At 37.7% G+C, this 26,750-nt stretch carries 26 protein-coding genes and 1 riboswitch; of the genes, 21 read left to right on the top strand and 5 right to left on the bottom strand.

Annotated elements, in window-relative coordinates; translation table 11 throughout:
* The first annotated feature begins 47 nt into the window (after positions 1 to 47).
* From deoC to B3D94_RS09780, 4 genes are all read left to right on the top strand, one after another.
* Complete coding sequence (gene deoC / locus B3D94_RS09765; protein WP_069482029.1) at positions 48 to 719, top strand: deoxyribose-phosphate aldolase; 672 nt, start codon at positions 48 to 50, stop codon at positions 717 to 719.
* 130 nt (positions 720 to 849) lie between these two features.
* Complete coding sequence (locus B3D94_RS09770; protein ID WP_069482028.1) at positions 850 to 1,074, top strand: spore coat associated protein CotJA; 225 nt, start codon at positions 850 to 852, stop codon at positions 1,072 to 1,074.
* Complete coding sequence (locus tag B3D94_RS09775) at positions 1,071 to 1,334, top strand: spore coat protein CotJB (protein WP_008179462.1); 264 nt, start codon at positions 1,071 to 1,073, stop codon at positions 1,332 to 1,334. Before B3D94_RS09770 ends, B3D94_RS09775 begins: the two co-directional genes overlap by 4 nt.
* A 24-nt stretch (positions 1,335 to 1,358) precedes the next feature.
* Complete coding sequence (locus B3D94_RS09780) at positions 1,359 to 1,928, top strand: manganese catalase family protein (RefSeq protein WP_031417041.1); 570 nt, start codon at positions 1,359 to 1,361, stop codon at positions 1,926 to 1,928.
* Between the two features lie 48 nt (positions 1,929 to 1,976).
* Here the strand turns inward: B3D94_RS09780 and B3D94_RS09785 are convergent, their stop codons facing one another.
* Together B3D94_RS09785 and B3D94_RS09790 are read right to left on the bottom strand one after the other, a co-directional pair.
* Positions 1,977 to 2,633, bottom strand: a complete 657-nt coding sequence (locus tag B3D94_RS09785; RefSeq protein ID WP_291757132.1) for a potassium channel family protein — start codon at positions 2,631 to 2,633, stop codon at positions 1,977 to 1,979.
* Between the two features lie 26 nt (positions 2,634 to 2,659).
* Positions 2,660 to 3,997: a TrkH family potassium uptake protein gene (locus tag B3D94_RS09790; RefSeq protein WP_291757135.1), complete on the bottom strand. Its 1,338-nt coding sequence runs from the start codon at positions 3,995 to 3,997 to the stop codon at positions 2,660 to 2,662.
* Positions 3,998 to 4,113: 116 nt separating this feature from the next.
* Positions 4,114 to 4,252: riboswitch (cyclic di-AMP (ydaO/yuaA leader) on the bottom strand.
* A gap of 207 nt (positions 4,253 to 4,459) precedes the next feature.
* Between B3D94_RS09790 and rpsU the strand changes: the two genes are divergently transcribed.
* The 13 genes from rpsU to recO all read left to right on the top strand — a co-directional run bounded on the left by rpsU (position 4,460) and on the right by recO (position 15,642).
* Positions 4,460 to 4,633, top strand: coding sequence for a 30S ribosomal protein S21 (gene rpsU / locus B3D94_RS09795; RefSeq protein WP_004227078.1), 174 nt, complete (start codon positions 4,460 to 4,462; stop codon positions 4,631 to 4,633).
* 303 nt (positions 4,634 to 4,936) lie between these two features.
* Positions 4,937 to 6,265, top strand: a complete 1,329-nt coding sequence (locus B3D94_RS09800; RefSeq protein ID WP_069482025.1) for an NfeD family protein — start codon at positions 4,937 to 4,939, stop codon at positions 6,263 to 6,265.
* 3 nt (positions 6,266 to 6,268) lie between these two features.
* Complete coding sequence (gene floA, locus B3D94_RS09805) at positions 6,269 to 7,273, top strand: flotillin-like protein FloA (RefSeq protein ID WP_069482024.1); 1,005 nt, start codon at positions 6,269 to 6,271, stop codon at positions 7,271 to 7,273.
* 25 nt (positions 7,274 to 7,298) lie between these two features.
* Positions 7,299 to 7,778 carry a hypothetical protein gene (locus B3D94_RS09810; protein ID WP_069482023.1) on the top strand — a complete coding sequence of 160 codons (480 nt, stop codon included), beginning with the start codon at positions 7,299 to 7,301 and terminating at the stop codon, positions 7,776 to 7,778.
* Positions 7,779 to 7,834: 56 nt separating this feature from the next.
* Positions 7,835 to 8,095 carry a hypothetical protein gene (locus tag B3D94_RS09815; RefSeq protein ID WP_069482022.1) on the top strand — a complete coding sequence of 87 codons (261 nt, stop codon included), beginning with the start codon at positions 7,835 to 7,837 and terminating at the stop codon, positions 8,093 to 8,095.
* The gene (locus B3D94_RS09820; RefSeq protein ID WP_291757191.1) at positions 8,085 to 9,197 is read left to right on the top strand and encodes a sporulation protein YqfD; all 1,113 of its coding nucleotides are present in this window, start codon (positions 8,085 to 8,087) and stop codon (positions 9,195 to 9,197) included. The genes B3D94_RS09815 and B3D94_RS09820 overlap by 11 nt, the downstream gene beginning before the upstream one ends.
* Before the next feature lie 2 nt (positions 9,198 to 9,199).
* The gene (locus B3D94_RS09825; protein WP_069482020.1) at positions 9,200 to 10,156 is read left to right on the top strand and encodes a PhoH family protein; all 957 of its coding nucleotides are present in this window, start codon (positions 9,200 to 9,202) and stop codon (positions 10,154 to 10,156) included.
* A 206-nt stretch (positions 10,157 to 10,362) separates the two neighbouring features.
* Entirely contained in the window at positions 10,363 to 12,483 is a 2,121-nt protein-coding gene (locus B3D94_RS09830; protein WP_069482019.1) for an HD family phosphohydrolase, read from the top strand.
* An 8-nt stretch (positions 12,484 to 12,491) separates the two neighbouring features.
* Positions 12,492 to 12,965, top strand: coding sequence for an rRNA maturation RNase YbeY (ybeY, locus tag B3D94_RS09835; protein WP_069482018.1), 474 nt, complete (start codon positions 12,492 to 12,494; stop codon positions 12,963 to 12,965).
* A complete protein-coding gene (locus B3D94_RS09840; protein WP_291757195.1) occupies positions 12,966 to 13,316 on the top strand; it encodes a diacylglycerol kinase family protein in 351 nt (116 codons plus the stop codon).
* Between the two features lie 65 nt (positions 13,317 to 13,381).
* Positions 13,382 to 13,795 (top strand): cytidine deaminase, encoded by a 414-nt coding sequence (locus tag B3D94_RS09845; protein WP_008179431.1) that lies wholly within the window; start codon positions 13,382 to 13,384, stop codon positions 13,793 to 13,795.
* Positions 13,782 to 14,699 (top strand): GTPase Era, encoded by a 918-nt coding sequence (gene era, locus B3D94_RS09850; protein ID WP_025114286.1) that lies wholly within the window; start codon positions 13,782 to 13,784, stop codon positions 14,697 to 14,699. Before B3D94_RS09845 ends, era begins: the two co-directional genes overlap by 14 nt.
* A 154-nt stretch (positions 14,700 to 14,853) precedes the next feature.
* A complete protein-coding gene (gene recO, locus B3D94_RS09855) occupies positions 14,854 to 15,642 on the top strand; it encodes a DNA repair protein RecO (protein WP_008178475.1) in 789 nt (262 codons plus the stop codon).
* Between the two features lie 180 nt (positions 15,643 to 15,822).
* Here recO and B3D94_RS09860 read toward each other — a convergent pair whose 3' ends face one another.
* Positions 15,823 to 15,954, bottom strand: a complete 132-nt coding sequence (locus tag B3D94_RS09860) for a hypothetical protein (protein ID WP_291757197.1) — start codon at positions 15,952 to 15,954, stop codon at positions 15,823 to 15,825.
* Between the two features lie 672 nt (positions 15,955 to 16,626).
* Between B3D94_RS09860 and B3D94_RS09865 the strand changes: the two genes are divergently transcribed.
* Positions 16,627 to 18,345: an HD-GYP domain-containing protein gene (locus B3D94_RS09865; RefSeq protein ID WP_069483390.1), complete on the top strand. Its 1,719-nt coding sequence runs from the start codon at positions 16,627 to 16,629 to the stop codon at positions 18,343 to 18,345.
* A 50-nt stretch (positions 18,346 to 18,395) separates the two neighbouring features.
* Here B3D94_RS09865 and B3D94_RS09870 read toward each other — a convergent pair whose 3' ends face one another.
* Positions 18,396 to 19,781: a glycine--tRNA ligase gene (locus B3D94_RS09870; RefSeq protein WP_144787439.1), complete on the bottom strand. Its 1,386-nt coding sequence runs from the start codon at positions 19,779 to 19,781 to the stop codon at positions 18,396 to 18,398.
* A gap of 545 nt (positions 19,782 to 20,326) precedes the next feature.
* Positions 20,327 to 22,450 carry a serine hydrolase domain-containing protein gene (locus tag B3D94_RS09875; protein WP_291757200.1) on the bottom strand — a complete coding sequence of 708 codons (2,124 nt, stop codon included), beginning with the start codon at positions 22,448 to 22,450 and terminating at the stop codon, positions 20,327 to 20,329.
* 767 nt (positions 22,451 to 23,217) lie between these two features.
* Between B3D94_RS09875 and B3D94_RS09880 the strand changes: the two genes are divergently transcribed.
* The 3 genes from B3D94_RS09880 to dnaG all read left to right on the top strand — a co-directional run bounded on the left by B3D94_RS09880 (position 23,218) and on the right by dnaG (position 26,722).
* A complete protein-coding gene (locus tag B3D94_RS09880; protein ID WP_008178461.1) occupies positions 23,218 to 23,850 on the top strand; it encodes a helix-turn-helix transcriptional regulator in 633 nt (210 codons plus the stop codon).
* Between the two features lie 17 nt (positions 23,851 to 23,867).
* Positions 23,868 to 24,680 carry a pyruvate, water dikinase regulatory protein gene (locus B3D94_RS09885; RefSeq protein WP_008178459.1) on the top strand — a complete coding sequence of 271 codons (813 nt, stop codon included), beginning with the start codon at positions 23,868 to 23,870 and terminating at the stop codon, positions 24,678 to 24,680.
* Positions 24,681 to 24,895: 215 nt separating this feature from the next.
* Positions 24,896 to 26,722 carry a DNA primase gene (gene dnaG, locus B3D94_RS09890; protein WP_291757316.1) on the top strand — a complete coding sequence of 609 codons (1,827 nt, stop codon included), beginning with the start codon at positions 24,896 to 24,898 and terminating at the stop codon, positions 26,720 to 26,722.
* The last annotated feature ends 28 nt before the right edge of the window (positions 26,723 to 26,750 follow it).

Consider the following 26,750-nt stretch of genomic DNA (forward strand, 5'->3'; position numbering starts at 1 on the left):
GATTCGAAGAGGTACGTACATCTTGATTAAAGAAGGAGCGTTAAAAAATGGAACAAAATTTTGCGCGTATGATTGATCATACATTATTAAAGGCTGAGGCAACAAAGGAACAAATTGAAAAACTATGTGCAGAAGCGAAGCAATTTAATTTTGCCTCTGTATGTGTGAATCCTACTTGGGTAAAACAGAGTAGCGAATTATTACAAGGTTCAGAGGTGTTGGTTTGTACGGTTATTGGATTTCCTCTTGGTGCCAATACACCAGCTGTGAAAGCATTTGAAGTAAAAGATGCAATTGCGAACGGTGCAAATGAGGTAGATATGGTCATTAATATTGGTGCATTGAAAGATAAAAATTATGACCTTGTACAAGCAGACATTGCTGCAGTTGTGGAAGCAGCTAAAGGTAGCGCACTTGTAAAAGTCATCATTGAATCATGTTTATTAACAGATGAAGAAAAAGTAAAAGCATGTGAGCTTGCTGTTGCAGCTGGTGCTGATTATGTCAAAACATCTACTGGTTTTTCAACTGGTGGCGCAACGGCAGCAGATATTGCCCTAATGCGTAAAACAGTAGGTCCTGATCTTGGTGTTAAAGCCTCAGGCGGTGTTCGTAGCTTAGAGGATATGAAAAGCATGGTGGAAGCAGGAGCAACTCGTATTGGTGCAAGCTCTGGCGTAGCCATCATGAATGGTTTAATAGCAGATTCTAATTATTAATTATTTCTTTTAGGATATATATAAGCCGCTAGCTCTGTAAGAAGCTAGTGGCTTTTTTTGCATTTAGAATAATACCTACTACCATCACATATACTCCACTGATGATTTTGAATATAGAAAGGAGGATGTTATGTTTACGCAGTATAAGTATTGGAAGCCCTATATTAGTCCCTTTGATCCCTGCAAGCCCATCGAAGTAAAGTATTATGCTACGCCACCACAATTATATATGGGTTTTCAACCACCTGGACTTCCCCAATTCCAAACCCCAAGAGAGGCACTTATGGCAGGAACACTATGGCCACAATTATTTAGTCCCTATCCATTTCCAATTAAAAGGAGGGATGAAGCATGACTAAAAAGATGCCGCCCGAATTTTATACCTTACTTGAAGAAATACAGGCAATTGATTTCGTCATCGTTGAGTTAAATCTCTATTTAGACACACATCCACATGATTATGCTGCCATTCAACAATTTAATGAAAACACTGAAAAAAGTATGAAGCTTAAAGTAAACTTTGAACAAAAATTTGGTCCATTAATGAATTTTGGAAGAAGTTATTCAGATTATCCTTTTAATTGGGTTGATACCCCATGGCCGTGGCAAGTATAACATATAATTAGGAGGAATTTATTCTTGTGGTATTATGAAAAAAAACTTCAATACCCAGTAAAGGTTAGTACTTGTAACCCTATGCTTGCTAAATTTTTAATTGAGCAATATGGGGGTGCTGATGGGGAATTAGCAGCAGCACTTCGTTATATGAATCAACGCTATACGATTCCAGACAAAGTGGTTGGTTTATTAACAGATATAGCGACAGAGGAATTTTCACATTTAGAAATGATTGCTACGATGATTTACAAGCTTACAAAAGATGCTACGCCAGAAATGCTAAAAGAAGCGGGATTAGGGGACCATTACGTAAATCATGATAGAGCTTTATTTTATCAAAATGCTTCTGGTGTGCCATTTACAGCAACTTATATTCAGGCAAAAGGGGACCCAATAGCTGATTTATATGAAGATATTGCGGCAGAGGAAAAAGCACGTGCCACCTATCAATGGATTATTGATTTATCTGATGATACCGATTTAAATGACAGTTTGAAGTTTTTACGGGAACGTGAAATTGTCCATTCTCAACGTTTTAGAGAGGCGGTAGAAATTTTAAAAGACGATAGAGATCAACAGAAGATCTTCTAAGAAAAAGTGGCTGGCTGTATCAAGGGGTCTTGAAACAGCCTTTTTGTGTTATTGTATGTTTGAAAAAAAAGCGAGTTCTTTTCGATGGCCAATCATCACTAAAATATCTTCCTGTTCCATGTTTTGCTCAGGGGAAGGGGAAATAATGATTTCTCCTTCTCGAACAATGGCAATAACACTAACGTTATATTTCGCACGCAAATCTAAATCTCGCAGATTTTGCCCAGCCATTTTTGAAGGGATCATAATTTCTTCTATACTATATTCCTTAGACAATTCGATATAATTCAGCATATTCGGAGACAATAGCTGATTCGCCACGCGCTCTCCCATATCTCGCTCAGGATAAATAATCCAATCAGCTCCTACTTTATCCAAAACTTGACCATGTCTTTTACCGAGGGCCTTAGCAATAACTTTTTTTATCCCTAGTTCTTTTAATAAAGATACCGTTAAAATACTTGACTGCATATCGTTACCTATAGCCACTATAACGCAATCAAAATTTCCAATACCAATAGAGGTTAAGGCCTTTTCTTCAGTTGTATCAGCTACTACAGCGTGGGTAACATAGGGCTCTGCATCCTCCACTCTTTCTTCGTTAATATCAATTCCTAAAATTTCTTGTCCAGCTTCATGTAGTCTACGAGCAACACTTGTTCCGAATCTTCCTAGGCCAATAACAGCATATTGTTTAATCGCCATAGCTATAACACACTCCTCTAATTTTGTTATCCAATCATAATATTGCCTTTAGGATGTCGAAAGGCTTCTGTTTTTCGACGTTTTGTAATAGCGAAAGCAATGGTTAATGGACCTAGTCTTCCGGCAAACATTGTTAAAATAATGAGAAGTCTACCAGTGGGGGATAACTCAGGTGTCAACCCCATCGAAAGACCGACAGTACCAAATGCAGAGGTTGCTTCAAATAAATACATCATGAAACTATGGCGTTCTTCAGTAATGCTTAGAATGATTGTCACAACAACAACGATAAGTACTCCACACATTGTGACAGTCAAAGCCTTTAAGATAGTTTCAGTGACAATTCTACGTTTAAATAAAATAACGTCTTCTTTCCCCCTGATTTGTGACCACATCGTAGCAACTAATACTGCGAAAGTTGTTATTTTTATACCACCTGCAGTGGAGCCAGGTCCAGCTCCAATAAACATTAAGAGAATTATTAAAAATAATGTAGAATGTGTTAAGTCACCAATAGCCAGTGTATTGGAACCTGCTGTTCTTGGTGTAACAGCTTGGTAAAAAGAGCCTAATACTTTGCCCCATTCAGTTAAAGGACCGAGTGTTTCATCATTTCTAAATTCAAACATCAATATCAAAATGGTAGCGCTAACCGTTAAAATAAATGTAGACGCTAAAACAATTTTTGTATGGACGGAAAGTCTTTTAGTAACTCGATATTCATATAGTTCATTCATGACAATAAATCCCAAGCCTCCAAATGTAATGAGAACGCAAATTGTTAAAACAACGAATGGGTCATCTACATAAGCTGTCATTCCGTTAAATCCGCCCATTAAATCAAAACCTGCGTTATTGAAATTGGAAATTGCATGGAAAAAACCGAAATAAACAGCTTTTCCTATAGGCATATCAAAAGAAAAACGAATAGATAAAATAAGACCACCAATCATTTCAATCAATGCTGTAAAGAGCAGTATTCTCTTTACTAATTTAACAAGGCCAGCAATGGAAATATTATTAAATGCTTCCTTAAGCAAAAGTCTTTCTTTTAAAGATATTTTTTTCCCAAGTAATAAAAATAACAATGTTGCAAATGTCATGAATCCTAAACCACCAATTTGGATTAAGAATAAAATGACTACTTCTCCGAAAACTGAAAATGTATCACCTGTATCGACAACAATTAATCCCGTTACACAAGTTGCTGATGTAGCGGTGAATAATGCATTTAAAAACGAAAGTCCTTTTCCATCTTCTGTTGAAAGAGGTATCGTTAAAAGAAAAGTTCCTATGATAATAATAAGTGCAAAGCCAAGTACAAGAATTTTTGGAGGATTTAATGTGTTTCTAAAAGTGTTCATCTTGTTCTCCTCTATAAGATGTAAAATAACTTGATTTTAAAAATGTATAAAAAAAGACCAACTAAAAAAGCATGTAAAAGGATAGGAGAAAATATGCTATAATGGTGGTCGAATAGGACCTCCTTCGCTTTAGCCGACGAAGTTAGCTGACGGGTAGGATGGCGAAAGAGTTTTCATCCTTTCTGCATTTGCAGAATTAACCCCAATATTTTGGGTCCTCCGTTCTCAATGTTTGAGATTTGGCCAGTATTAAATTGAATGTGAAAAATGCAATTATTTTTTTATTGTGAGCAAAATTTGATCATCTAATTCCAATTAGAAATAAAACCAAAAATTCACTTGATATTTTCGTACACTTTCTATTGACCATTATTAGACAATACGATATAATTTTTTAGTACACAACAGAAGGTGATTTGCCTAATTGTGTATTGACGTGTGTTCGGAGGGAGGGAAAGAGAGATGTCAAAAACTGTCGTTCGCAAAAACGAATCGCTTGAAGATGCTCTTCGCCGCTTCAAACGTACTGTATCAAAAAGTGGTACAATTCAAGAAGTTAGAAAGCGCGAGTTCTACGAAAAACCTAGCGTAAAACGTAAAAAGAAATCAGAAGCTGCACGTAAACGTAAGTGGTAATTTAATTTCCCATTAAAAATCCCTACGTTCATAACACGCAATCGTATGATTCACTGAGCAGACAAAGATATACCTGAAATTAATTACAGCTGTAATTAATTTCAGGTATTTTACATTGCTCATTTTACGTACATATGAGAAAGCCGGATGGATATCATATAGATTCATTCGGCTTTTTTGTGTAATACTAAGTAATATAAGCAACATGTACTTATAGTCGAAATAATTTTTTAGATTTGTGAAACTTTTTACATGTTCGACCGTATATACAGAGGAGAGGCATGTTAGAAGGGAGGGAAAAAGGTGCGAAAACGGAGAATCCTTAGTTACTTTCTAGTGATATGGATGACTTTTTTGTTAGCGTTTCCATTAACTTCGGCTTTTGCAAGCAGTAAGGTTTACCACGTTCCTATTCATAATGAAGTAGAGCGAGGGCTTCACGCATTTTTAGAACGAGCTTTTAATGAGGCTAAAGAAAACAATGCGAAAGCGATTATTTTAGATATACATACGCCTGGCGGATTTGTGAATGCAGCAAGTGATATCGCCATGCTTATGGATGCAACGGATATACGTACGATTGCTTTTATTAATAAGGATGCCCATTCAGCAGGTGCTTTTTTAGCCTTACATGCGGATGAAATCTACATGGTGCCCAATGGAACAATTGGTGCAGCAGCTGTCATTGATTCAGCTGGTAATGCAGCTGATTTGAAAGCAAATAGTGCATGGCTTGCTCAAATGTCGGCAGCAGCGGAAACGTCAGGTCGAGATCCTAAGTATGCTTTAGCAATGGCTGATTCGAGTTATGAATTGCCGGAGTACCGTGCGGAAGGAAAAAATCTATTAACGCTTTCAGCATCGGAGGCATTAAAAGTCGAATACTCAGAGGGTACCGTGAAAAATTTTCAGGAACTTTTAGAGAAAATAGACTTACAAGAGAGTGATGTCGTTCCAATCGAACCAACATTCTCTGAGAAATTGGCTCGTTTTATTACAAATCCAATCATTGTTCCAATTTTATTATCCATTGCAAGTCTAGGTCTTGTTATGGAACTCTATTCGCCAGGATTTGGAGTTCCAGGTACAATGGGATTATCAGCACTTGGATTATTTTTCTTTGGACACATGGTTGCGGGCTTTGCTGGCTATGAATCCTTATTGTTATTTATTATTGGTTTAGCACTTGTAGTTGCAGAGTTTTTTGTTCCTGGTGGAATTGTCGGTATTTTAGGTGGTGTGCTCATAATACTAAGTTTATTACTGGCAGGTGCAAATATTATGCAAATGATAGTAGCAATTCTCATTGCGCTTGTAATAGCGATTATAGGAATGGTGATTCTGATGAAATTTTTCGGGAAAAAACTGCATGTCTTAAACAGGCTGGTGTTAATGGATGCAACTACGACAGAAGAGGGCTATGTATCCAACGTCAATCGCACAGAATTGTTAGGAAAAGTAGGGACTACACTTACTCCATTACGTCCATCGGGTACAATGGTTCTTGGCAGTGAACGCATTGATGTTGTATCAGAGGGCGGCTATGTCGATGCAAATAAACATGTAGAAATTATTAAAGTTGAAGGCTCACGTATTGTCGTGAGACAAACAGAAAAAGAGATGGAGGAATAGAAAATGGGTTTTGATTTAGCATTAATTGGTCCTATAGCTGGATTGGTTATTTTATTCATTGTACTAGCGGTATTCTTTACCTTTGTACCAGTAGCGCTATGGATTTCTGCACTGGCTGCAGGTGTCCGTGTTAGCATTTTCACACTAATTGGGATGCGTTTACGTCGTGTAATTCCGTCTCGAATTGTAAATCCGTTGATTAAAGCACATAAAGCAGGTTTACCTGTAACGATTAATCAGCTTGAGAGTCACTATTTAGCGGGTGGTAATGTAGACCGTGTTGTCAATGCGTTAATCGCAGCCCATCGTGCAAATATCGAGTTAACATTTGAACGTTGTGCGGCAATTGATTTAGCGGGGCGTGATGTATTAGAAGCTGTACAAATGTCTGTTAACCCAAAAGTCATTGAAACACCATTTATTGCAGGTGTTGCTATGAACGGGATTGAAGTAAAAGCGAAGGCACGTATTACAGTGCGCGCAAACATTGAACGTTTAGTCGGTGGTGCTGGTGAAGAAACGGTTATTGCTCGTGTAGGTGAAGGGATCGTTTCTACAATTGGTAGCGCTTCTAGTCATACGACAGTTCTTGAAAATCCAGATATGATTTCACAAACAGTTTTATCAAAAGGTTTGGATTCAGGGACAGCCTTTGAAATCTTATCCATTGACATTGCCGATGTAGATATTGGTAAAAACATTGGGGCAGAATTACAAATTGAGCAAGCGCAGGCAGATAAAAACATTGCCCAGGCAAAAGCTGAGGAACGTCGTGCAATGGCTGTAGCGAATGAGCAAGAAATGATTGCTCGTGTTCAAGAGATGAAAGCGAAAGTAGTAGAAGCTGAAGCAGAAGTACCTCAAGCGATGGCGGAAGCATTACGCTCAGGTAATCTTGGTATTATGGATTACATGAACTATCGTAACATTCAAGCTGATACGGCTATGCGTGATTCCATTTCAAAAGTAAGCAACGATAAACCAGAAACAAATGAACCAAATGTTTAATAACGGAAAGGAGCGGAACTAACATATGGAACAATTAATTATTTTTGCAATAATTGCCATAGTCAGCTCTATTTTCGGAAAATCAAAAAATAAAAAACCACAAAAACCGATGCCTCCTTTTAATAATAAGGATACACGTGTAGAGTCACCTATTCAGGAAGAAACTCCGCAACGTCATCAAAGACCACAAAGTTTTGAAGATTTTGCTCGAGAATTTATTGGGGATTGGATTCCAGAAAATGAAAAGGTTCAAGAGACTAAAAAATATGTTGAGGAACAAGTGAAGAAGGAAGTCCCAAGCTATGTTGCGCCACCTGTCATTCCAGCTGATGTGCCACACCGCTCGTCTATCCGCGAGCAAAAAGGACGCTTAGCAGCTGGGAAAGAAGAAGTGAAAGCAACTGGGACTCATTCTCCTTTCCGAGTTCCGCAATCTAAAAATGCTCTCATGCAGGCTGTGGTAATGGCTGAAATATTAGGTCCTCCAAAAGCAAAAAGAAAATAACTAGCATGTCCTCCTTTTTCGATGCATATATTGCCGAAGAAGGAGGCATTTTTTTTATGAAAAAATTATTTCAATTAACGCCACTACTTGAATTGTCCGAATATGAATCATTAAAAATCATTGGACCTTACCGTTTTATTCATGCAGATGCAACGACATGTTCGTTTGCTTATGCAGATTATCATATTACTGTTACTGCGGATTTGGTGAAGATTCATGCACTAAAAGAAGAAATGCTTCATCTCTCTGTTGAAAACTTACAAGAGATTCATATGAAAATGACAAAGAATATGGGTGTGAGCAAAAATGTGGAATAATCGGCCAATCATTATACGTATAAAGCGTCATGAAAATGTTCATCCTTTTATTCAAGCATTGCACGCACAACATGTTCCATTAAAGCGTGTTGTCTTTAGAGAACAAGAGGTTTCATTTGAAACAACGATGCATCATTTGCCAAAAATTCGCCGTATAAGAAGAGGTTTTCGCTTGAAAATGGCTGTTTTTTATGCGGATGAGCTGCAAGTTTTCCGAGCTCAGGTTTGGACTTTGCTTGGTTTGGCTTTGATGATTGCCATCCCAATACTTGGTGCGCAAGTGATTTGGAAAGTAGACATAGATGCAGCGACACCTGAATTGGAGCAGCGCTTAGGTAAAACCTTTCATGATACCTTTCAATTAGAAACACCACTTTCTAAAAAAAATTTACCTTCTAATACTGTTATACGCCAAAAGCTATTAGAACAGCATCGAGAGCTCTCATGGGTGCATATTGAAAAAAATGGAGGACGCGTGGTACTAAGACCACAGGAATCGCCTAAACAAACGAAGCAGACAAATGAAAAATTGGCATCTCAATTAGTAGCAACTAAAAGCGGTATTATTACTCACTTTGATATCCAAAATGGGGAGCGGAAAATTTCAATTAATGATACGGCCTATGAGGGGGATGTCCTTGTTAGTGGAGTGATTGAAAGTGGAACAAATCATGTCTTTGTTGGCGCAAAGGGTGAGGTTTTTGCAGACTATTGGCTAGAATGTACATTTAAAATTCCTACAAAGATTACAATGGAAACCTTGCAACAAAAGCAATGGCGAGTATTGGTGAAAGGTATTCATCAAGAAAAAGTTGATTATGTGCAAAAAAAGGATTTACCGAATTGGCTAGACCCTTATGTTTCAATTGTGGAGGAACAGCAAACGAAAACTATGCAGGTGGAGCTTGATGAATCGAAAATCGAGTCTTTACTCATCCCACTCCTGCATGAAAAAGTAATACGTTCGTTACCTGCAAAATCCATCATCAAAAAAGAAAACCTTTTACAGGCAAAGTGGGGTAATGGTACAGTTGAAGGGAAAGTTCTATTTTTAGTCAATGAAAACATTGCAAGTCCAATACATGGCCTACAAGGAGAATGATTATGTCAGAACAGTTAACTGTATTACAAGTGGATAATCCAAACGAAGCGGTTATGCTACTCGGAATTTCCGATGCAAATATGAAGCTGGTTGAGGAAGCACTTAATGTTCATATCATTACCCGTGGTGAACAAATTCAACTTGCGGGTGAAGAAAGTGCTAAGGAACAGGCAACATTTCTGCTGCATGCATTATTGAAGGTCATTCGCAAAGGTATTAATATTGATCAGCGTGATGTATCTACAGCTATTGAAATGACTCAAAAAGGTACCATTGAATATTTTGCAGAACTTTATGATGAAGAAATAGCACGCACGACAAAAGGTAAACCGATTCGTGCAAAAACAATTGGTCAAAGAGAATACATACAAGCAATCCGTCATAAAGACGTTGTTTTTGGTATTGGTCCAGCCGGTACTGGGAAAACGTATTTAGCGGTAGTCATGGCAACGCAGGCACTTAAAAATGGGCATGTCAAGCGCATTATTTTAACTCGTCCAGCTGTTGAAGCAGGTGAGTCTCTAGGCTTCCTTCCTGGTGATTTAAAGGAAAAGGTAGATCCTTATTTAAGACCTCTCTATGACGCCTTAAACGACATCTACGGTGCTGAACAGACGCAACGGTTGATTGAACGTGGAACTATTGAAATTGCACCATTGGCTTATATGCGTGGCCGTACATTAGATGATGCTTTCGTTATTTTAGATGAAGCACAAAATACAACTCATCAACAAATGAAAATGTTTTTAACACGACTAGGCTTTGGTTCGAAAATGGTAATTACAGGTGATAAAACACAAATTGATTTGCCTAAAAATACGGAGTCTGGCTTGATCGTAGCAGAACGCACATTAAAATATGTAAAATCAATCCATTTCCAAGTGTTAGAACAGGGTGATGTTGTCCGTCACCCAATAGTAGCCAAAATCATTCAAGCCTACGAAGAACAGCAACTTTAGAATTTCTGCTCCGAAAGCAAAGCGACAGGGGCAATAGGGTTTAAAAAAGTCCGCCCTGTGAATGAGAATTAAAAAAATGGTCAAAAAATGGAAAAAAATGTGACAGCTATACAAATTTGTATAGCTGTTTTTTGCTTTCTTATACATTTTTCGAGAAAAATGTATGTTGAATTGGTATGATAGTAGGTAGATAGAGGAGGTGCCAGATGGAGAAACAACTTCGAAAATTTACAGAGCTTATCGGTTTTCGCTATTTTATTATCATCATTCTCATTTTAACAGGATGCCTACAATTTGGCTTGATGTATGGCAATGTTAAAGGAGTTACATATGATTTCAAACCTTTACAGTTAGCGCCTGAAACCGTACGATCTACTAAAACAATAGAAGATACCTACAAGACACAGCAAGAGCGGGAAAAAGCCGCAACTGCAGTAGGCCCGGTCTATCAATTTTCGGAGGATGTCGCCAAGCAAAGAGCAGCGATTGTCACATCGTTATTTGATTATGTACTTGAGGTAAAAAAGGATGTGGCAAATAGTAAGGAACCTATTGCAATTGCCGATCAAGTAGGGCAGCTTCGCAAAAAATTTGAATCGCTCGATGAAGATCAAATGCCACTCATCTTTACGGATTCGCAGCTAGAAGGACTTTTAGTGCAGAGCGATGAGGATTTAAATAGAACAAGTATCCAATTATCCAAAACGGTAGAGGAATACTTACAAAAATCCATTCGACCTGAAAATGTCTTTGTTGCTCAAAATGACTTTGAGACGAAAATTCGAGGACAAAGAGGGTATCCAGATAAAATATTCAACACGGTTGTTTTAATTGGCCGTACAAGCATTATTGAAAATGAAACCGTTAACGAAGAGCAAACGAAAATAAGAAAAGAACAAGCGAAGGAAAGTGTAGAACCTACAAGAATTTTACAAGGTCAAATTATTGTGCAGGAAGGCCAGATTATTGATAAAGAGGCATTTCGACAATTAGAGCTTTTAGGGATGATCAGTAATCAAGCTTCCTTAAAACCAATTGCAGGACTCATAATTTTAACACTGCTCCAAATGGTGTTTATGTATATTTTATTCGAGCGTTGGGAGGCTAACGAACGAAAAAAACGAAATGCATTATTGGTAACAGTGATTGTTTATAGTTTGTCCATCTTGCTAATGAAATTTATTAGCTTAGTTTCTGGCGGGTTTGATGTGACCATTGCCTTCCTTTTCCCAACGGCATTGGCTACGATGCTTGTGCGCCTATTGGCAGATGATAAAGCAGCAGTCCTCGTTACAGTTATGACTGCTGCCTCGGCTGGCGTTATTTTTCAAGAAGGTTATTCATCCGTTATGCAAATGGAAATTACGCTTTATATCATTTTTGGAGGGTTTGCAAGTTTATTCTTTTTGCGTAGTGTGGAGAAGCGGTCACATATTTTACAGGCAGTTGCGGTTATCTCTCTTGTAAATATGGCTTTTATCGCCTTCTATTTATTAATGACACAATCATCCTATGGTTTACCAGAATTAGTGTTTTACTTTGTTGCAGCTATGTTATCTGCATTGCTTTCTGGAGCGTTGACAATGGGTCTTTTACCATTCTTTGAGTCAGCATTTAGTTTATTATCGTCATTGCGTTTAATTGAGCTATCCAATCCCAATCATCCATTATTAAAAAAATTACTAATGGAAGCACCGGGAACATATCATCATAGTGTGATGGTCGCAAACTTAGCTGAAGCTGCCTGCGAAGAAATAGGAGCAGATGGGTTACTAGCACGTGTAGGGTGCTACTATCATGATATCGGAAAAACAAAGAGACCAGCTTTTTTCATAGAAAATCAGATGTCAGGAATTAATCCGCACGATTCATTGCCTCCTGAAACAAGTGCAGAAATTATCATTGCTCATACAACTGACGGTGCTGACATGTTAAGACGCTATAAAATGCCTCAGGAAATTATTGATATTGCATTACAGCATCATGGTACGAGTCTGTTAAAGTTTTTCTTATATAAAGCGAAAGAACAAGGGAAATCCATTGATGAAGCTACATTCAGATATCCTGGTCCTAAACCGCAAACAAAGGAAGCTGCCATAATAAGTGTGGCGGATAGTGTAGAGGCGGCAGTACGTTCAATGAAAGAGCCGAATTCTGAGAAAATTCATAAGCTAGTAAGAGCTATCATTGACGATCGAGTACAAGATAACCAGTTTGATGAATGCGATATTTCAATAAAAGAGTTAAAATGTATAGAGAGAGTACTTTGCGAAACATTGAACGGAATTTTCCATTCACGTATTGAGTATCCTAAGGCAGATAAGTAGGAGGATCTATGATTTTAACAATTGATTTTACTGATGAAACAAATGAAGTTGCAGCACAGCATACAGAGCTTGTAGAAAAGCTTTTGCAACATGCAGCGAGTGTAGAAAACATCGAGCCAGAAACAGAGGTCTCTGTCACGTTTGTCACAAATGACACGATTCAAGATATAAACCGCGAGTATCGGGGGAAAGATCAACCAACCGATGTCATTTCCTTTGCATTGGAGGAACTAGGTGAAGGTGAAATAGCTGTAACTTTTGAAGGAATGCCCCGTGTATTAGGCGATATTATTATTTCTACAGATCGTGCAAAAGAGCAGGCAGAGGAATACAATCACTCCTTTGAAAGAGAATTAGGTTTTTTAGCTGTCCATGGCTTTTTACATTTACTCGGTTATGACCATATGGAGCCTGAAGAGGAAAAAGTGATGTTTACAAAACAAGATGAAATATTACAAACTTTTGGTTTAGGACGAGATTAAATGGATTTGCGTAAATACTTGCGATCATTTGGCTATGCGTTTGAAGGCATTTTAACTGCAAGTAAAGAACAAAATTTAAAATCACATATTGTGAGTGCAGTCATTGTCATACTGGCTGGTTATTTTACAGGTTTGTCTCGAACGGAATGGTATATTGTGCTACTATTAATAGCACTTATGTTTGCATTGGAAATGATCAATACAGCTATTGAGAGAGTAGTGGATTTGGCTTCACCGAACTTCCACCCACTCGCCAAGCAGGCAAAAGATATCGCTGCAGGTGCTGTGCTTGTATTTGCGCTATTCAGTGCTATAATCGGATTACTTATCTTCCTACCAAAATGGTTGTAATCGAAGTGAGTAACTGATATGAAAAATAAACTGTATTATACTAACGTGAGGGAGAAATATTATAGATGACAATTGATATGCATGCATTACTAGAGGAATCTAAAAAAGCGCGTGAAAAAGCATATGTTCCATACTCAAAATTTAAAGTAGGAGCAGCTCTTTTAACGAAGGCCGGAGAAGTTATTCACGGTTGTAATATTGAAAATGCAGGCTATAGTATGACGAATTGTGCTGAGCGTACGGCATTTTTTAAGGCTGTGTCAGAAGGTACCTATGAATTCGAGGCTATTGCCATTGTTGCAGATACAGAAGGCCCATGCGCGCCATGTGGAGCATGTCGTCAGGTGATGATGGAATTTTGCGCACCGACGATGCCTGTTTATTTAACGAATTTAAAAGGTGATGTTACGGTAACGTCAGTGGGCGAATTATTACCGTTTGCATTTACAACGGAGGATTTAGAGAATGCTGGAAACTAGAAGTGGCTATAAGTCAGGCTTTATCTCTATTATTGGTCGCCCCAATGTTGGCAAATCGACATTTTTGAATCGTGTCATTGGCCAGAAAATTGCGATCATGAGTGATAAACCACAAACAACACGAAATAAAGTACAAGGTGTACTGACATCAACTGATAGCCAAATGATTTTTATTGATACGCCAGGTATCCATAAGCCAAAACATAAACTTGGTGATTTTATGTTAAAAGTTGCCAAAAATACATTGCGTGAAGTGGACGTGATTTTGTTCATGGTTAATGCTGAGCAGAAGCTTGGCAAAGGCGATGAGTTTATTCTAGAAATGTTGGCGGGAAATTCGACGCCAGTATTCCTTGTTATTAATAAAATTGATCAGATTCATCCAGATGAGTTACTTGGAATTATAGAGAGCTATAAGGAGCGCTATGAATTTGCTGAAATTATTCCTATTTCAGCGTTACAAGGCAATAACGTAGAAAGCTTACTGGACACATTGTCGAAGTATTTACCAGAGGGGCCACAATATTACCCAGCCGACCAAGTAACGGATCATCCAGAGCGTTTCATCATTTCTGAGCTTATTCGTGAGAAAGTGTTACATTTAACACGCGAAGAAATTCCACATTCCATTGCGGTTGTTATTGATAAAATCCGTAGAGATGAGGAAAACAATGATAAAATTCATGTCTCAGCCACTATAATGGTTGAACGTGATTCACAAAAAGGTATTGTCATTGGTAAACGTGGAGCCCTATTAAAGGAAGTAGGGACACGTGCACGAAAGGATATCGAAATGCTATTAGGTTCTAAAGTCTATTTAGAACTATGGGTAAAAGTCCAAAAAGATTGGCGTAATAAATCAACACATTTACGTGATTTCGGTTTCCGAGATGATGAGTATTAATATGCTTTTCTGGCTAGGGTAACACCGTCAAAAAACTAAAGTCTACAGCATTGGCGGTGTGAATGCCCTCTGTCATATAGTTTTACTTTGAGCTGTCCAAAATATTTTGGAGAGCTCTATTTTCATGGACAGTTTATAGGAAAGGAGGGGGACTATGCTTCATAAATGGGAAGGAATTGTTTTAAAAGTACGTGCTTATGGCGAATCGAATAAAATTGTTACGTTGCTTACACGAGAGGCAGGGAAGGTAGCAACCATGGCAAGGGGTGCTAAAAAGCCTTCTAGTAGATTAGCGTCGGTCACACAACCTTTTACATATGGCATGTTTATGGTACAACACCATACTGGTATGGGGACATTACAACAAGGGGAGCATTTGAATTCAATGCGTCATATTCGTGAGGATATTATGGCCACTGCCTATGCTAGCTATATTATGGAACTTGTGGAGCGGGTCGTAGAAGAAGGAAAACCAGAGCCTTTCGCCTTTGATGTCCTGCTGCAAGCACTTCAAGCGATAGAGGATGGCTATGACCCTGAATCCATCACACTCTTTGCTGAATGGAAGATGCTACCCTACACAGGAGTCCAACCTATATTACACGCATGTGCCGCATGCGGTGCTGTAGATGGGGAATTTGCTTTTTCATTTGCACAGGGCGGGTTTTTATGCCACCGCTGTTATCAGCATGATCCCTATATTATTCGCCTAACGCCGACACAGCTTAAGCTTATTCGTATGTTCTATACAGTTCCCATCGATCAAATCGGGAAAATTGAATTAAAAAAGGAAACGAAATATTTTATAAAAAAAATTATAACTACAATCTATGAAGAACAAACTGGAATTCGTTTTAAGACGAGAAAGTTCATCGAGCAGCTAGAGAGAACCCCTGAATTACAAATACGCACTGTGAACGAAGAAAAGCCAGAAGAACCTTAACATTCCTCTGGCTTTATATAGGATCTACAACTTCCCATTCAAATTCCTTACATATATTAAATAAAAGATATTTATAAAGTCCTCTTAATTATCCGAAAATCCAGTTATCACTAATTTACCTCTTCCTTCTTCAGTTAGGGGATTAATTGTGATAGCCTCTGACATAACCTCATCTCCATCCTATATGAGTAAATCCTCTGCAGGAATATGACCATAAACGGCCATCGTATAATCCTGTTTAAATTGACTAGCAAAATCAAAATGTTGCTGCGCTGATGCCATTCCTAGTTGAAATAAACGCTGAGACTTCAACCATATACTCAGAGAATAGTGGTATGAAAAATTTTATAGTACTCTCAATGATTCGTTATTTAATAGCTAATATGAATTATAACACCTAATTTATACTAAAATTTTGGTACCACGAATAGAGGGAGTTATAACCTTTAAATTATGTAATTGGTCATAAATCATCAAAATATTGAACCGGGGGTTCCTATTAAGTTGTGCTGTAAATGAATAAAATTTCAATTTTTACAAACTAAATTTTTTATATAAATTTAGTTTTTTTTAATAATTTTTAAATTTACAAACTAAGTTTATGAGTCTATATAACTTAATGTTTAGCTTTATTGTTTATATAAGAATAAGTTGCTGTGAGAATAGTCTTGTGTTTTTGTGTAGTTTTCAATATATAAATAGTAGAAACTAATCACTCGAGTCCCATATACTAGTTGAAAAGGTATTTTAACCTATGATATTGTAATTGATATAGATATTCTTATTTATGTTTTTTTAATATAATTTAGTCGTTTAATCCCCTGTCGAAATAAATGTACTTAATATAGATCTGACATGCCTATGAAATAGAAAACAAGCCTCTATCAGCAAAGCGTATTTTATACGTTTATCAGAATAACGCAGTCCTATGGAAGAAGGAGGGAGTCACATAGTGCTTAGTACATTGCGTATGTGGCAGAAAATATGCTACGAAAAGTAACCTTAAGTATTCGTGAAGTTGAAGCAGATGATATTTTAGCGGAAGATATCTTTTCGGATTATCGTTTATTAGCTAAAAAGGATTTAGTTTTAACGGAACGAATTATTGCTTTACTTAAACTTCGAAAAGTGGATGAATTATCTGTCTATCTGCCATCGGATTCGGTACGGATTGTCCATGATTTAAGTGCCCAGCGAACGAAAGAATACGAAGATTTATTTTCACCACTAATGGAGGAAAAAGATCCAATCGATGACTATAAAGAAACCGTTCATCAACTTTTTATGACAACACTAGAGAATGTTGTCCATGAATTGCGTTATGGTCAAATTTTAAAAAGCATACAAGATACTGCTTATGTTCGCGGTGTTTTTGAAAAAACTTTAGAAGAAAAACATCGCTATGAGTTACTTATGCGTTTAAAGGAATGGGATGAATATTCTTTTGTTCATTCATTTGATGTATTTGTATTAGGAACCATTTTTGCTCGTTATTTGGGGTTAACAGATATCGAAACATTAGCAAGAGGTTATTTGTTCCATGATATTGGGAAGGTCTTTATCCCCCAAGAAATATTAAATTTAAAGCGTAAACTCTCAGAAGATGAGTTTGAAATTGTTAAAACACATACAACAAAGGGTTATGAGCTTCTTCTCGAAAATAACGAGAAAGATATCGCCTATTTAGCGCGAGATCATCATGAACGCTTTGCTGGGAAAGGTTATCCCAATCAGCTTTGTGCGGATGATATGAGTGAAGGGGTACAGTTGCTACAAATTATTGATGTGTATTCTGCGATGACGTCTAAGCGAGTCTATCACGATGGTTATGGAGCAACGGATGCGTTAGCTGTTTTATACAAGGACCGACATTTATATAACGAAAAATTTATGCATAAATTTGTAGAATGTTTAGGCATCTACCCCGTTAACTCTGTTGTGATGCTATCAGATAATCGTAGTGCACAAGTCGAGCTTGTTTATGATTTATTTCCTACATTGCCCAAGGTAAAATTACTAGATGAGCAAACATCAATGAACCTTCCCTTGAATTATAGTGTTAAAATAGCCAAAATGATTGATTATCGTGCAAATAGCTTTGAAGAGATTTTTAACCTATTCGTAGAGCAATTAATCAGATGTGACGAAAATGGTCTAAGAATGCATTTTAGTAAATTAATTGATCATTTACACCCTAAAGAAATTGTCCTAAAAATATTCTTACCAGCTTTTCGCATTTTACGTCTGTTAACGAGAGAAATACAAACGGATATGACGAAATATAGAAATTCTATTACTATTTTAAAGAAGTTATTAGAAGAACAATTAAACGTTTTGTATATGGACTATCAGCATGAAAAAACGACCATTCTAGTTGTGGAAACAACCCTTCGTGAAAACTTCTTCATTAAGCTTGTACAAAGTATTCTGTATATTGATAAAATTGTGCCTTTCTTCATAAACCCAGGTGATGATCAACGTATTACACAGCTAATGGGGCATTGTGATGTCAATGTCGCTTATTTTATTGAGGATGAACAAACCGTTGAAAAGCGAGTACGTCCAATGCGAGAAGGAGCCTTTCTATATTATTCATTAGCCGATATAGAGGAATTACTTGTTAGTTTAATCGGTATGAGTGTGAAAAAGTTTTCATTTGAGGAAAAAATGCAAGAGCGTTTATTTTCAACTTACAAAGCATAAGAAGAGGGAGTTGCCAACAATGGCGACCCCCTCTTTACTATTTTCAACTATTAAAATTGAAGATGTTTTTCAATATAGGCTTTAACTTCTGAAATTGGCATACGAACTTGTGTCATAGAATCGCGGTGACGTACTGTCACTTGGCCATCTTCTTTTGAGTCAAAATCGTATGTGATACAGAATGGTGTACCGATTTCATCTTGGCGACGGTAACGTTTACCAATTGATTGGGATTCATCAAAATCAACAGGGAACGCTTTGCGAAGTTCTGCCCAAACGTCCGTAGCTTCATCAGATAATTTTTTAGAAAGAGGTAGAACAGCTGCTTTAAAGGGTGCAATTGCTGGGTGGAAACGTAAAACAGTACGTTTATCGTCACCTTCCAGCTCCTCTTCATCATATGCATCGCATAGGAATGCTAATGTCACACGGTCAGCCCCTAAAGATGGTTCGATACAATAAGGAATATAACGTTCATTTGAAATAGGATCGATATAAGTGAAATCTTCACCTGAATGTTCCATATGTTGTTTCAAATCATAATCTGTACGATCAGCGATACCCCAAAGCTCTCCCCAGCCAAATGGGAATTTAAATTCGATATCTGTTGTTGCGTTAGAATAGTGAGACAGCTCATCATCCTCGTGATCGCGAAGACGCATAGAATCTTCTTTCATGCCTAAGTTTAATAACCAATTTTTACAGAATTCTTTCCAATAAGAGTGCCATTCAAGATCCTCGCCCGGCTTACAGAAGAATTCAAGTTCCATTTGTTCGAATTCACGTGTACGGAAAGTAAAGTTACCTGGTGTAATTTCATTTCGGAAAGATTTACCAACTTGTGCAATACCAAATGGTGTACGTTTACGCATAGAGCGTTGAACATTTTTAAAGTTTACGAAAATACCTTGTGCTGTTTCTGGACGTAAGAAAATCTCGTTCGTAGAAGACTCCGTTACACCCTGGAATGTTTTAAACATTAGGTTGAATTGGCGAATATCTGTGAAATCAGCTTTACCACAATCAGGGCACACTACATCGTATTTAATCATTGTTTCTTTCATTTGGTCGAATGTCATACCATCAACAATGATTTCATCACCTTTTGCTAACGCTGCGTCTTCAATGATTTTATCAGCGCGATGGCGAGCCTTACATGATTTACAGTCGATCATTGGATCATTAAAGTTCCCAACGTGACCAGAAGCGACCCAAGCTTTTGGGTTCATTAAGATGGCAGCATCGATACCAACATTGTGCTCTGATTCCTGAACGAATTTTTGCCACCAAGCTTTTTTAATATTGTTTTTTAATTCAACACCAAGAGGACCGTAATCCCAAGTGTTTGCTAGACCACCGTAGATTTCTGAGCCTGGGAAGACAAAGCCTCGGTGTTTTGCTAATGATACAATTGTTTCCATTGATTTGTTAGCCATAAAATAGCCTCCTTCAAAATTTTTCATCTTTTTAGCGGTAAAACGCTAAAGCTTTTCATTCAGTGTAGACTAAATGAAAATAGCACCCGTCTCCGGGCACAATGTATGCCCAGGGACGAGTGCTAATACCCGCGGTTCCACCCTGATTGTTTTAAACAAAACGTTTAAAACCTCTTTTCAAAAAGTTAGCTCAAGGAGTGCCTTTTCTCTGTTACTATGTAGACTTTCACCATCTTCTACTCGCTCTTGAATGGAACAGATACTTTTTTCCTATCATCGCCTGTATAACGCAATTTGCTCGAAAATATAAATAGAGCTAGCGTATGTGTCAACATTGTAGCACGTAGTTCTTTGATTCGCAATCATTATTAAACTGTATAGAAAACATATGATGTTCAGATGGCCATAAACAAGTTTTAACGGTCAACAACCTCGTCACATGAGGGGACGGTAAATATTGTTTCGGGCTTTTTTCTAGTCATACAAAAAAGCTGTCCCATAAGTCAATAATGACCACAGGAACAGCTTTTTAGATTAGCCAACACTTATTTTTTTATTGAAATCTCAAATTTGGAATCTACTTCTCCTGCAAATACTACTATACCGTTTTCTGGTAATAAAACTTCGTTCATACCACTCACCACAGTGTAGTTCACGCAATTACCTGCTTGATCGTATACAGCAAAGGAGCCCTTGGATGGCATTTTAACGGTCATGATTTTTTCTTTTGCATTCATTGGGACTGAAAACCATTTGGCAAGGCCGTCTGCTTGGATCGTTGTCACAGATTGTTTGCCAGGGTAGAGCGGTTTTACAAGCTCCTCATGACCATATAAACCCCCTGCTACTGTGAAATATTCAACTCCATTTTTCTTAAAGAATTCGATTTCCATAGTATCTCGACCAGCCATGCTAGGGATTTGCAGCTGGTTAACTGCTTGGTTTGCTCCAATAATTTTATTAGTTAACAAATAGCCTGGAACATCTTTAATCGTATCTATTGTTACAGTTGGTGCAGAATTAGTGTAGAGCATCGATGAAAATTTCTCATTCATCAAATAATATTTTTTCCCTTCACGTTTCTCCCATACGGTAGCTACGTCTTTTGTTAAGATATTACCTTCGAGCTTTTCAGCTTTATACTCTGAAACGGCTGTTTGGGGAAGACTGGGTACATTTAAATACAAGCTGGACCATAAATAGGTGTGTCCATTTTTCTCCTCTATAAACTTTATCTTTTCTGTACCTTCATTGTTCACAAATGAACCATCTGCTGTATACGAATACGTTTGTACAGGGTTATTAGGGACAGTAAGCGTAGATACAGACAATTCACCAAGAGAATTAATTTCTACCTTCATTAACGCACCTGAAATACCACCATAAATACCTGCATGCTGCGATAATTCTTGTGGCATTTCTGCCTTAATAGGCACGCCATGAGACTTTTTCGGCTTCAGTTCATGAATAATACCTTTTTCCAGAAGTGCACTAAGCAGAAGTTCATTAGCTAACAATTGATCTATTAAGCTTTGACCTCCTGAAGAGACAACAGCCGCAGCCATGTTGTATTCCGGGAGTACAACTAATGAAGAATGATAAGATAATGTATCTCCACCTTTTGTAAGTGCCTTGATACCATATTCACTGAATGGGAACAAGCGAACACTATCCCAACCTAGCCCGTAAGCAACGAAAGACGGATCGGCTTCCTCAGGCCACATGCCTCTTTTATACTCATCTTGTGCCATAGCTACTACCGATTTACTAGAAAGAATATCCTCGACCTGTCCTGTGAAGATTTGTGAGAATTTAACGAGATCTTCAGCTGTGGAGTAAATGCCGCCAGTTCCAATAATGTTTGTATTTTCTGGCGGTAGTTGTCCGTTATAGGTAGGGGAGTAGATACCAGCTAGTTTCAAAGAATCCACAAGGTTCTGCGGTGTTTTCGTATGGTTCATTTCTAGAGGCTCTGTAAAATACTTGTTGATAAATGCGGTGAAGCTTATGCCACTCACTCGCTCTATCAGAATCTCAGCTAACGTAAAACCATCGTTACAGTAAACCGAAAAAGCTCCCGGGTCAGCCTTTAAGTTTTGAGTGGCTAAATGCTTTAGCAAAGTATCATGTGCATACGCATCGTTATCGTCATATAAAAATGTATTTAGCGACGAAGTTCCTAGCAGGCCGGAGGAATGATTCAGAAGCATACGAGGCGTAATTTGTTTGTAACGGTCGTCTTTCATCTTAAAATCAGGTATATAGTTCACCACAGGCAAATCCAAATCTACCTTACCTTCATCGACAAGCTTCATAACAGCCGCTGTGAGCACCATTTTGCTTGTAGAACCTATACCGTACATTGTATTTGCAGTAAGCGGTCTATTGCCATTTAAATCGTTTTTGCCAGCATGCCCTGAAATGACAATTTCTCCACCATCAATGAGTGCGTATTGCAAACTTGTAGCGCCGTACGTTTCGGTTAGCAGCTTAGCTTTTTCTATGCCTACTTCTCTGGTCGCCTCAAATGTAAGACTATCGCTGTTGTTGATGGCAGTTGTGGCCATTGTAGACATGGGGGCTAGTATTGTTAACATGAGGATTAAAAAGATGGACGTTCTTTTTCTACCTGTGCAAGTGACTATCTTCATTTTCATTGCCTTTCTCATTTGAATCTTCTCCTTTCAGTAGCTGTTAATGTGGCCTTTTATCGGGCCTTAAGGAAAGCTTATACAGCGGAGATGTACTGTCGGTGACGATAGTATGAACAGAGTATGAACAAGTGAAAAAATGTTACAATCGACAATGTGAATTTCGGAAGGGTTTGCTTTCATAAAAGCTTAGATGCAAAGTGGAGGAGACTTTTTTCAATGGGTTTAATTTATTCGTTCAAAATACGGCCTTAAGTTTTTTACAAGTATTTTTAATTTTGTATAATGTAGCTCCAATGAACTCTTGCCAAAGTAGCAATAATAACCATATGAACTATTATGGAGAACGAAAAAATACTACAACTTCTCAACAAGAAAGCTTGCATGAGAGCGGTAGTAAAAGAATATTGGCTTGGACAATTTGATGTATTCAACAACCGACTACAGGCCTTAAAGCTTTTTGAAAATTAGTTTTGGAACTTCTCTGGAAATACGAATGTTTTTAATATCATGGTCAATGATGCACGTTTATAAGCGATTTCAACAAATCGTGTAGCCTTCATGACAAATTATCCTTAATCTAAAATGCACTACACATATCCGCCATAACTGATCACAGATTACTGCTATTTTATGCAGTATGTTGTATAATTGAAATACTGCTTTAATTATGCAAAGCATTATTATAACACCTTTTGTATAGAATTAGTGTAATACTTTGCATACCTATCATTCTATAGTATATAATAATTGAGCATAAGTATAACACTATTAGATTTGAGGCGGTGAGTCCAATCGAACTCAATAAACGTCAGGAAAACATTTTACAAATTGTGAAAGAAAACGGCCCTATCACTGGGGAACATATTGCAGAACGTCTCAATCTGACTAGAGCGACTTTAAGACCAGATTTAGCGATCCTTACGATGGCGGGATTTTTAGATGCAAGACCACGAGTTGGTTATTTCTATTCAGGGAAAAAGGCATCCGTTACATTGATGGATAGTATTCACAATTTAAAAGTAAAGGATTTTCATTCAGGCCCTGTAGTTGTTCCAGAAACAATGACGGTTTATGATGCAATTTGCTTTATGTTTTCAGAAGATGTTGGTACACTCTTTGTCGTAGATAAGAATGAGTTTTTGACAGGCGTACTATCTCGCAAAGATTTACTGCGTACAAGTATTGGCACGCAGGATTTAAATAAAATTCCTGTACATATAATTATGACACGTATGCCTAATATTTCGTACTGTGAAAGATCAGATTCTTTGGTTGTTGCTGCGAACAAGCTCATTGAACGAGAAGTTGATTCGCTACCAGTAGTCGAACCACAAGAGGGTGGTTTGACAATTATAGGCCGTCTTACAAAAACAACGATTACACGAGCTTTCTTATCTCTTGCGCAAAATGACTAAATTTGAAGGAGAGCTGCATGAAAAGACTACGCGTATTTGTTGTATCTGACTCTGTTGGTGAAACTGGCGACCAAGTTGCGAAAGCAGTAATTAGCCAGTTTCGACCCGGTCTAGAGAATACAGTTATCCGACGATTTCCACATATTCAATCGGAGGAGCTTATTCGTAAGATTGTTTTCCTTGCAGCACAACAACAAGCATTTATTGTTTACACACTTGTTCGTCAAGAAATGCGAAAGTTATTACGTGATTTATGTGAACAGGAAAAGATACATGCAGTCGATATAATAGGCCCTGCATTACAATCAATGGCAACCTTTATGGAAGAAAATCCATTGGAGACACCTGGAATTGTTCATATGCTTGACGATGATTATTTTAAAAAAATTGAAGCCATTGAATTTGCAGTTAAATATGATGATGGTCGTGATCCCCGCGGATTATTACAAGCTGATATCGTGTTGGTAGGCGTATCCCGAACGTCTAAAACGCCCCTTTCACAATATTTAGCACATAAAAAGTATAAGGTGGCGAATGTCCCTTTAGTTCCTGAAGTAGAACCACCTGAAGAGCTATTACAGTTAGACCCTAAAAAATGTTTTGGCTTAATCATCTCTCCTGAGAAGTTAAATTCTATAAGGAAGGAAAGATTAATGTCTCTCGGATTAAATGATGATGCCATTTATGCGCAACATAATCGTATTTTAGAAGAGATTCAACATTTTGAAAAAATTGTCGGCAAAATAGGCTGTCGAGTAATAGATGTGACCAATAAAGCTGTGGAAGAGACAGCAAATACTATCATAGAACATATTTTGACTTGCAAATAAATTATACAAAAATAAACCACCTCGGTGATAGAGGCGGTTTTTTTGAGTGGATTTTGAAATTAGTATAGATAAAAACTAATTTTTGTTTTATAATAATAAAATTGTGGTAAAAATATTTATAAGAGAAAAATCCTAATTTTTTGTCGAGAAATAAAGGAATTTTAAAACGAATAGCGAATTGTGTTTCTAGAACGTAATTATTAAAGATGGTGATGATGGATTTGGCAGGGAAGATTCCAGAGGAAGTAATTGAACAGATTCGTACACAATCGGATATCGTTGATGTTATTAGTGAATACATGCAGCTGACCAAGCGTGGGCGAAATTGGTTTGGCCTCTGTCCTTTTCATGGAGAACAAACACCGTCTTTCTCTGTATCAACGGACAAGCAAATATTCCATTGCTTTGGATGTGGTGCAGGGGGAAATGCCATTACTTTTGTAATGGACATTGAAGGTATATCTTTTCCTGATGCAGTTGTGAAACTTGGAGAACGAGCTGGCATACATTTAGATGTTGAGCCAAGTTTTCCTGGGGGAGCAAAAAAGATTTCTAAAGCGGAAGAAAGGATGAAAGAAGCACACGCTTTTACAGCAGATTTTTTCCACCATCTACTGTTAAATACAGAAGATGGCGAAGAACCTTTAAATTATTTGCTAGAAAGAGGATTTACAAGGGAGCTTATAGAATCTAATAACATCGGTTGGTCTCTCCCAAGCTTTGACGCCCTAACAATATTGCTTGAAAGAAAAGGTTATAACTTACAAGAAATGGCGGAAAGTGGGTTAATTATTAAGCGAGAGGGAGAAGAACGTTATTTTGATCGTTTTAGAGGCAGGATCATGTTCCCGATTCGAGATGAGAATGGTAAAATTATTGCCTTCTCAGGACGAATACTTTCATCAACAGGTGAGGAAGCGAAATATTTAAATAGTCCAGAATCACCAATATTTCAGAAAAGTGAAGTGCTCTATAACCTAGATAAAGCACGAACTTCTATCAGAAAAAATCGTCAAGTAGTATTGATGGAAGGTTTTATGGATGTGTTAGCAGCTAACTCTGTAGGTGTTATGAATGCCGTAGCAACAATGGGTACCTCGCTAACAAATCAGCATATCACAAAGCTTAAGCGCTTAGTAGAGCAAATTACGATTTGCTATGATGGTGATAATGCTGGATTTGATGCAGCGAAAAGAGCGGCGCAGCTTTTGCATACGGAGCGCATGAAAGTAGATATTGCTGTGTTACCAGAAAAATTGGACCCTGATGAATATATTCGCACGTTAGGCGGACAAGCATTTAAGGAACAAATTTTGGAAAACCCTCATGCGTATATTGCTTTTATGATGATGCATGCTAGACGAAATAAGAACTTTCAATTTGAAAATGATACGCTTCAATATATACAAGAAGTCCTTGAACAGCTCATAGGTAGATCGTCGCCAGTTGAACGAGATTTGTATATACGACAGCTATCAAAAGAAACAAATATCTCGGAAGAAGCCATTTATGCCCAATTCCGAAAGCTGGAGGCGAATCAGGTACGTTCTGCAAAAACAGAAATGCCGACACAAACGCCTTCAATGCCAGTCACGCAACAACAAAAGCCTATGGATGCAGCTGAACGTGCCGAACGTTTATTACTGGCTCATATGCTTCATAATATAGATGTAGTGGACAGGGTATTACGGAGTGAGCTAAAAGAGCCATTTGTACGAGATGCTTATATGGCTGTTTTTGTTCGCTTAGTAGGATTTTATGAGGAATATGGTCATCCTGATTATCAACGTTTTATGGAGATTTTGGATGACGCTGAATTACGGAAAATTGTTATGGAAGCGGCTTTAGTCGAGCGAGATCCTGATCAAGCAGAGGCAGAGGTTGTGGACTCAATCCGTCAGCTTGAAAAATATAGAATTGAGCAAGAAATTTATCAAAAGATGCATGAGTCAAAGGAAGCGGAGAAGATGCATGAGTATGCACGTGCACTTGAAATCGCCCAACAGATTATTCATTTAAGAAAATCGTTATCGGCGATTTAACCCGATTCGGTTGTTTAGAAGGAGGAAG

This window comes from Lysinibacillus sp. UBA5990, assembly GCF_002429815.1.
GTDB classification, from domain to species: Bacteria; Bacillota; Bacilli; order Bacillales_A; family Planococcaceae; genus Lysinibacillus; species Lysinibacillus fusiformis.

Bases quoted from the DNA above. Each gene is read 5' to 3' on its own strand.
- deoC (WP_069482029.1), top strand. From the start codon at position 48: ATGGAACAAAATTTTGCGCGTATGATTGATCATACATTATTAAAGGCT.
- B3D94_RS09770 (WP_069482028.1), top strand. From the start codon at position 850: ATGTTTACGCAGTATAAGTATTGGAAGCCCTATATTAGTCCCTTTGAT.
- B3D94_RS09775 (WP_008179462.1), top strand. From the start codon at position 1,071: ATGACTAAAAAGATGCCGCCCGAATTTTATACCTTACTTGAAGAAATA.
- B3D94_RS09785 (WP_291757132.1), bottom strand. From the start codon at position 2,633: ATGGCGATTAAACAATATGCTGTTATTGGCCTAGGAAGATTCGGAACA.
- B3D94_RS09790 (WP_291757135.1), bottom strand. From the start codon at position 3,997: ATGAACACTTTTAGAAACACATTAAATCCTCCAAAAATTCTTGTACTT.
- rpsU (WP_004227078.1), top strand. From the start codon at position 4,460: ATGTCAAAAACTGTCGTTCGCAAAAACGAATCGCTTGAAGATGCTCTT.
- floA (WP_069482024.1), top strand. From the start codon at position 6,269: ATGGGTTTTGATTTAGCATTAATTGGTCCTATAGCTGGATTGGTTATT.
- B3D94_RS09810 (WP_069482023.1), top strand. From the start codon at position 7,299: ATGGAACAATTAATTATTTTTGCAATAATTGCCATAGTCAGCTCTATT.
- B3D94_RS09815 (WP_069482022.1), top strand. From the start codon at position 7,835: ATGAAAAAATTATTTCAATTAACGCCACTACTTGAATTGTCCGAATAT.
- B3D94_RS09820 (WP_291757191.1), top strand. From the start codon at position 8,085: ATGTGGAATAATCGGCCAATCATTATACGTATAAAGCGTCATGAAAAT.
- B3D94_RS09825 (WP_069482020.1), top strand. From the start codon at position 9,200: ATGTCAGAACAGTTAACTGTATTACAAGTGGATAATCCAAACGAAGCG.
- B3D94_RS09830 (WP_069482019.1), top strand. From the start codon at position 10,363: ATGGAGAAACAACTTCGAAAATTTACAGAGCTTATCGGTTTTCGCTAT.
- ybeY (WP_069482018.1), top strand. From the start codon at position 12,492: ATGATTTTAACAATTGATTTTACTGATGAAACAAATGAAGTTGCAGCA.
- B3D94_RS09840 (WP_291757195.1), top strand. From the start codon at position 12,966: ATGGATTTGCGTAAATACTTGCGATCATTTGGCTATGCGTTTGAAGGC.
- B3D94_RS09845 (WP_008179431.1), top strand. From the start codon at position 13,382: ATGACAATTGATATGCATGCATTACTAGAGGAATCTAAAAAAGCGCGT.
- era (WP_025114286.1), top strand. From the start codon at position 13,782: ATGCTGGAAACTAGAAGTGGCTATAAGTCAGGCTTTATCTCTATTATT.
- recO (WP_008178475.1), top strand. From the start codon at position 14,854: ATGCTTCATAAATGGGAAGGAATTGTTTTAAAAGTACGTGCTTATGGC.
- B3D94_RS09865 (WP_069483390.1), top strand. From the start codon at position 16,627: ATGCTACGAAAAGTAACCTTAAGTATTCGTGAAGTTGAAGCAGATGAT.
- B3D94_RS09870 (WP_144787439.1), bottom strand. From the start codon at position 19,781: ATGGCTAACAAATCAATGGAAACAATTGTATCATTAGCAAAACACCGA.
- B3D94_RS09875 (WP_291757200.1), bottom strand. From the start codon at position 22,450: ATGAGAAAGGCAATGAAAATGAAGATAGTCACTTGCACAGGTAGAAAA.
- B3D94_RS09885 (WP_008178459.1), top strand. From the start codon at position 23,868: ATGAAAAGACTACGCGTATTTGTTGTATCTGACTCTGTTGGTGAAACT.
- dnaG (WP_291757316.1), top strand. From the start codon at position 24,896: ATGGATTTGGCAGGGAAGATTCCAGAGGAAGTAATTGAACAGATTCGT.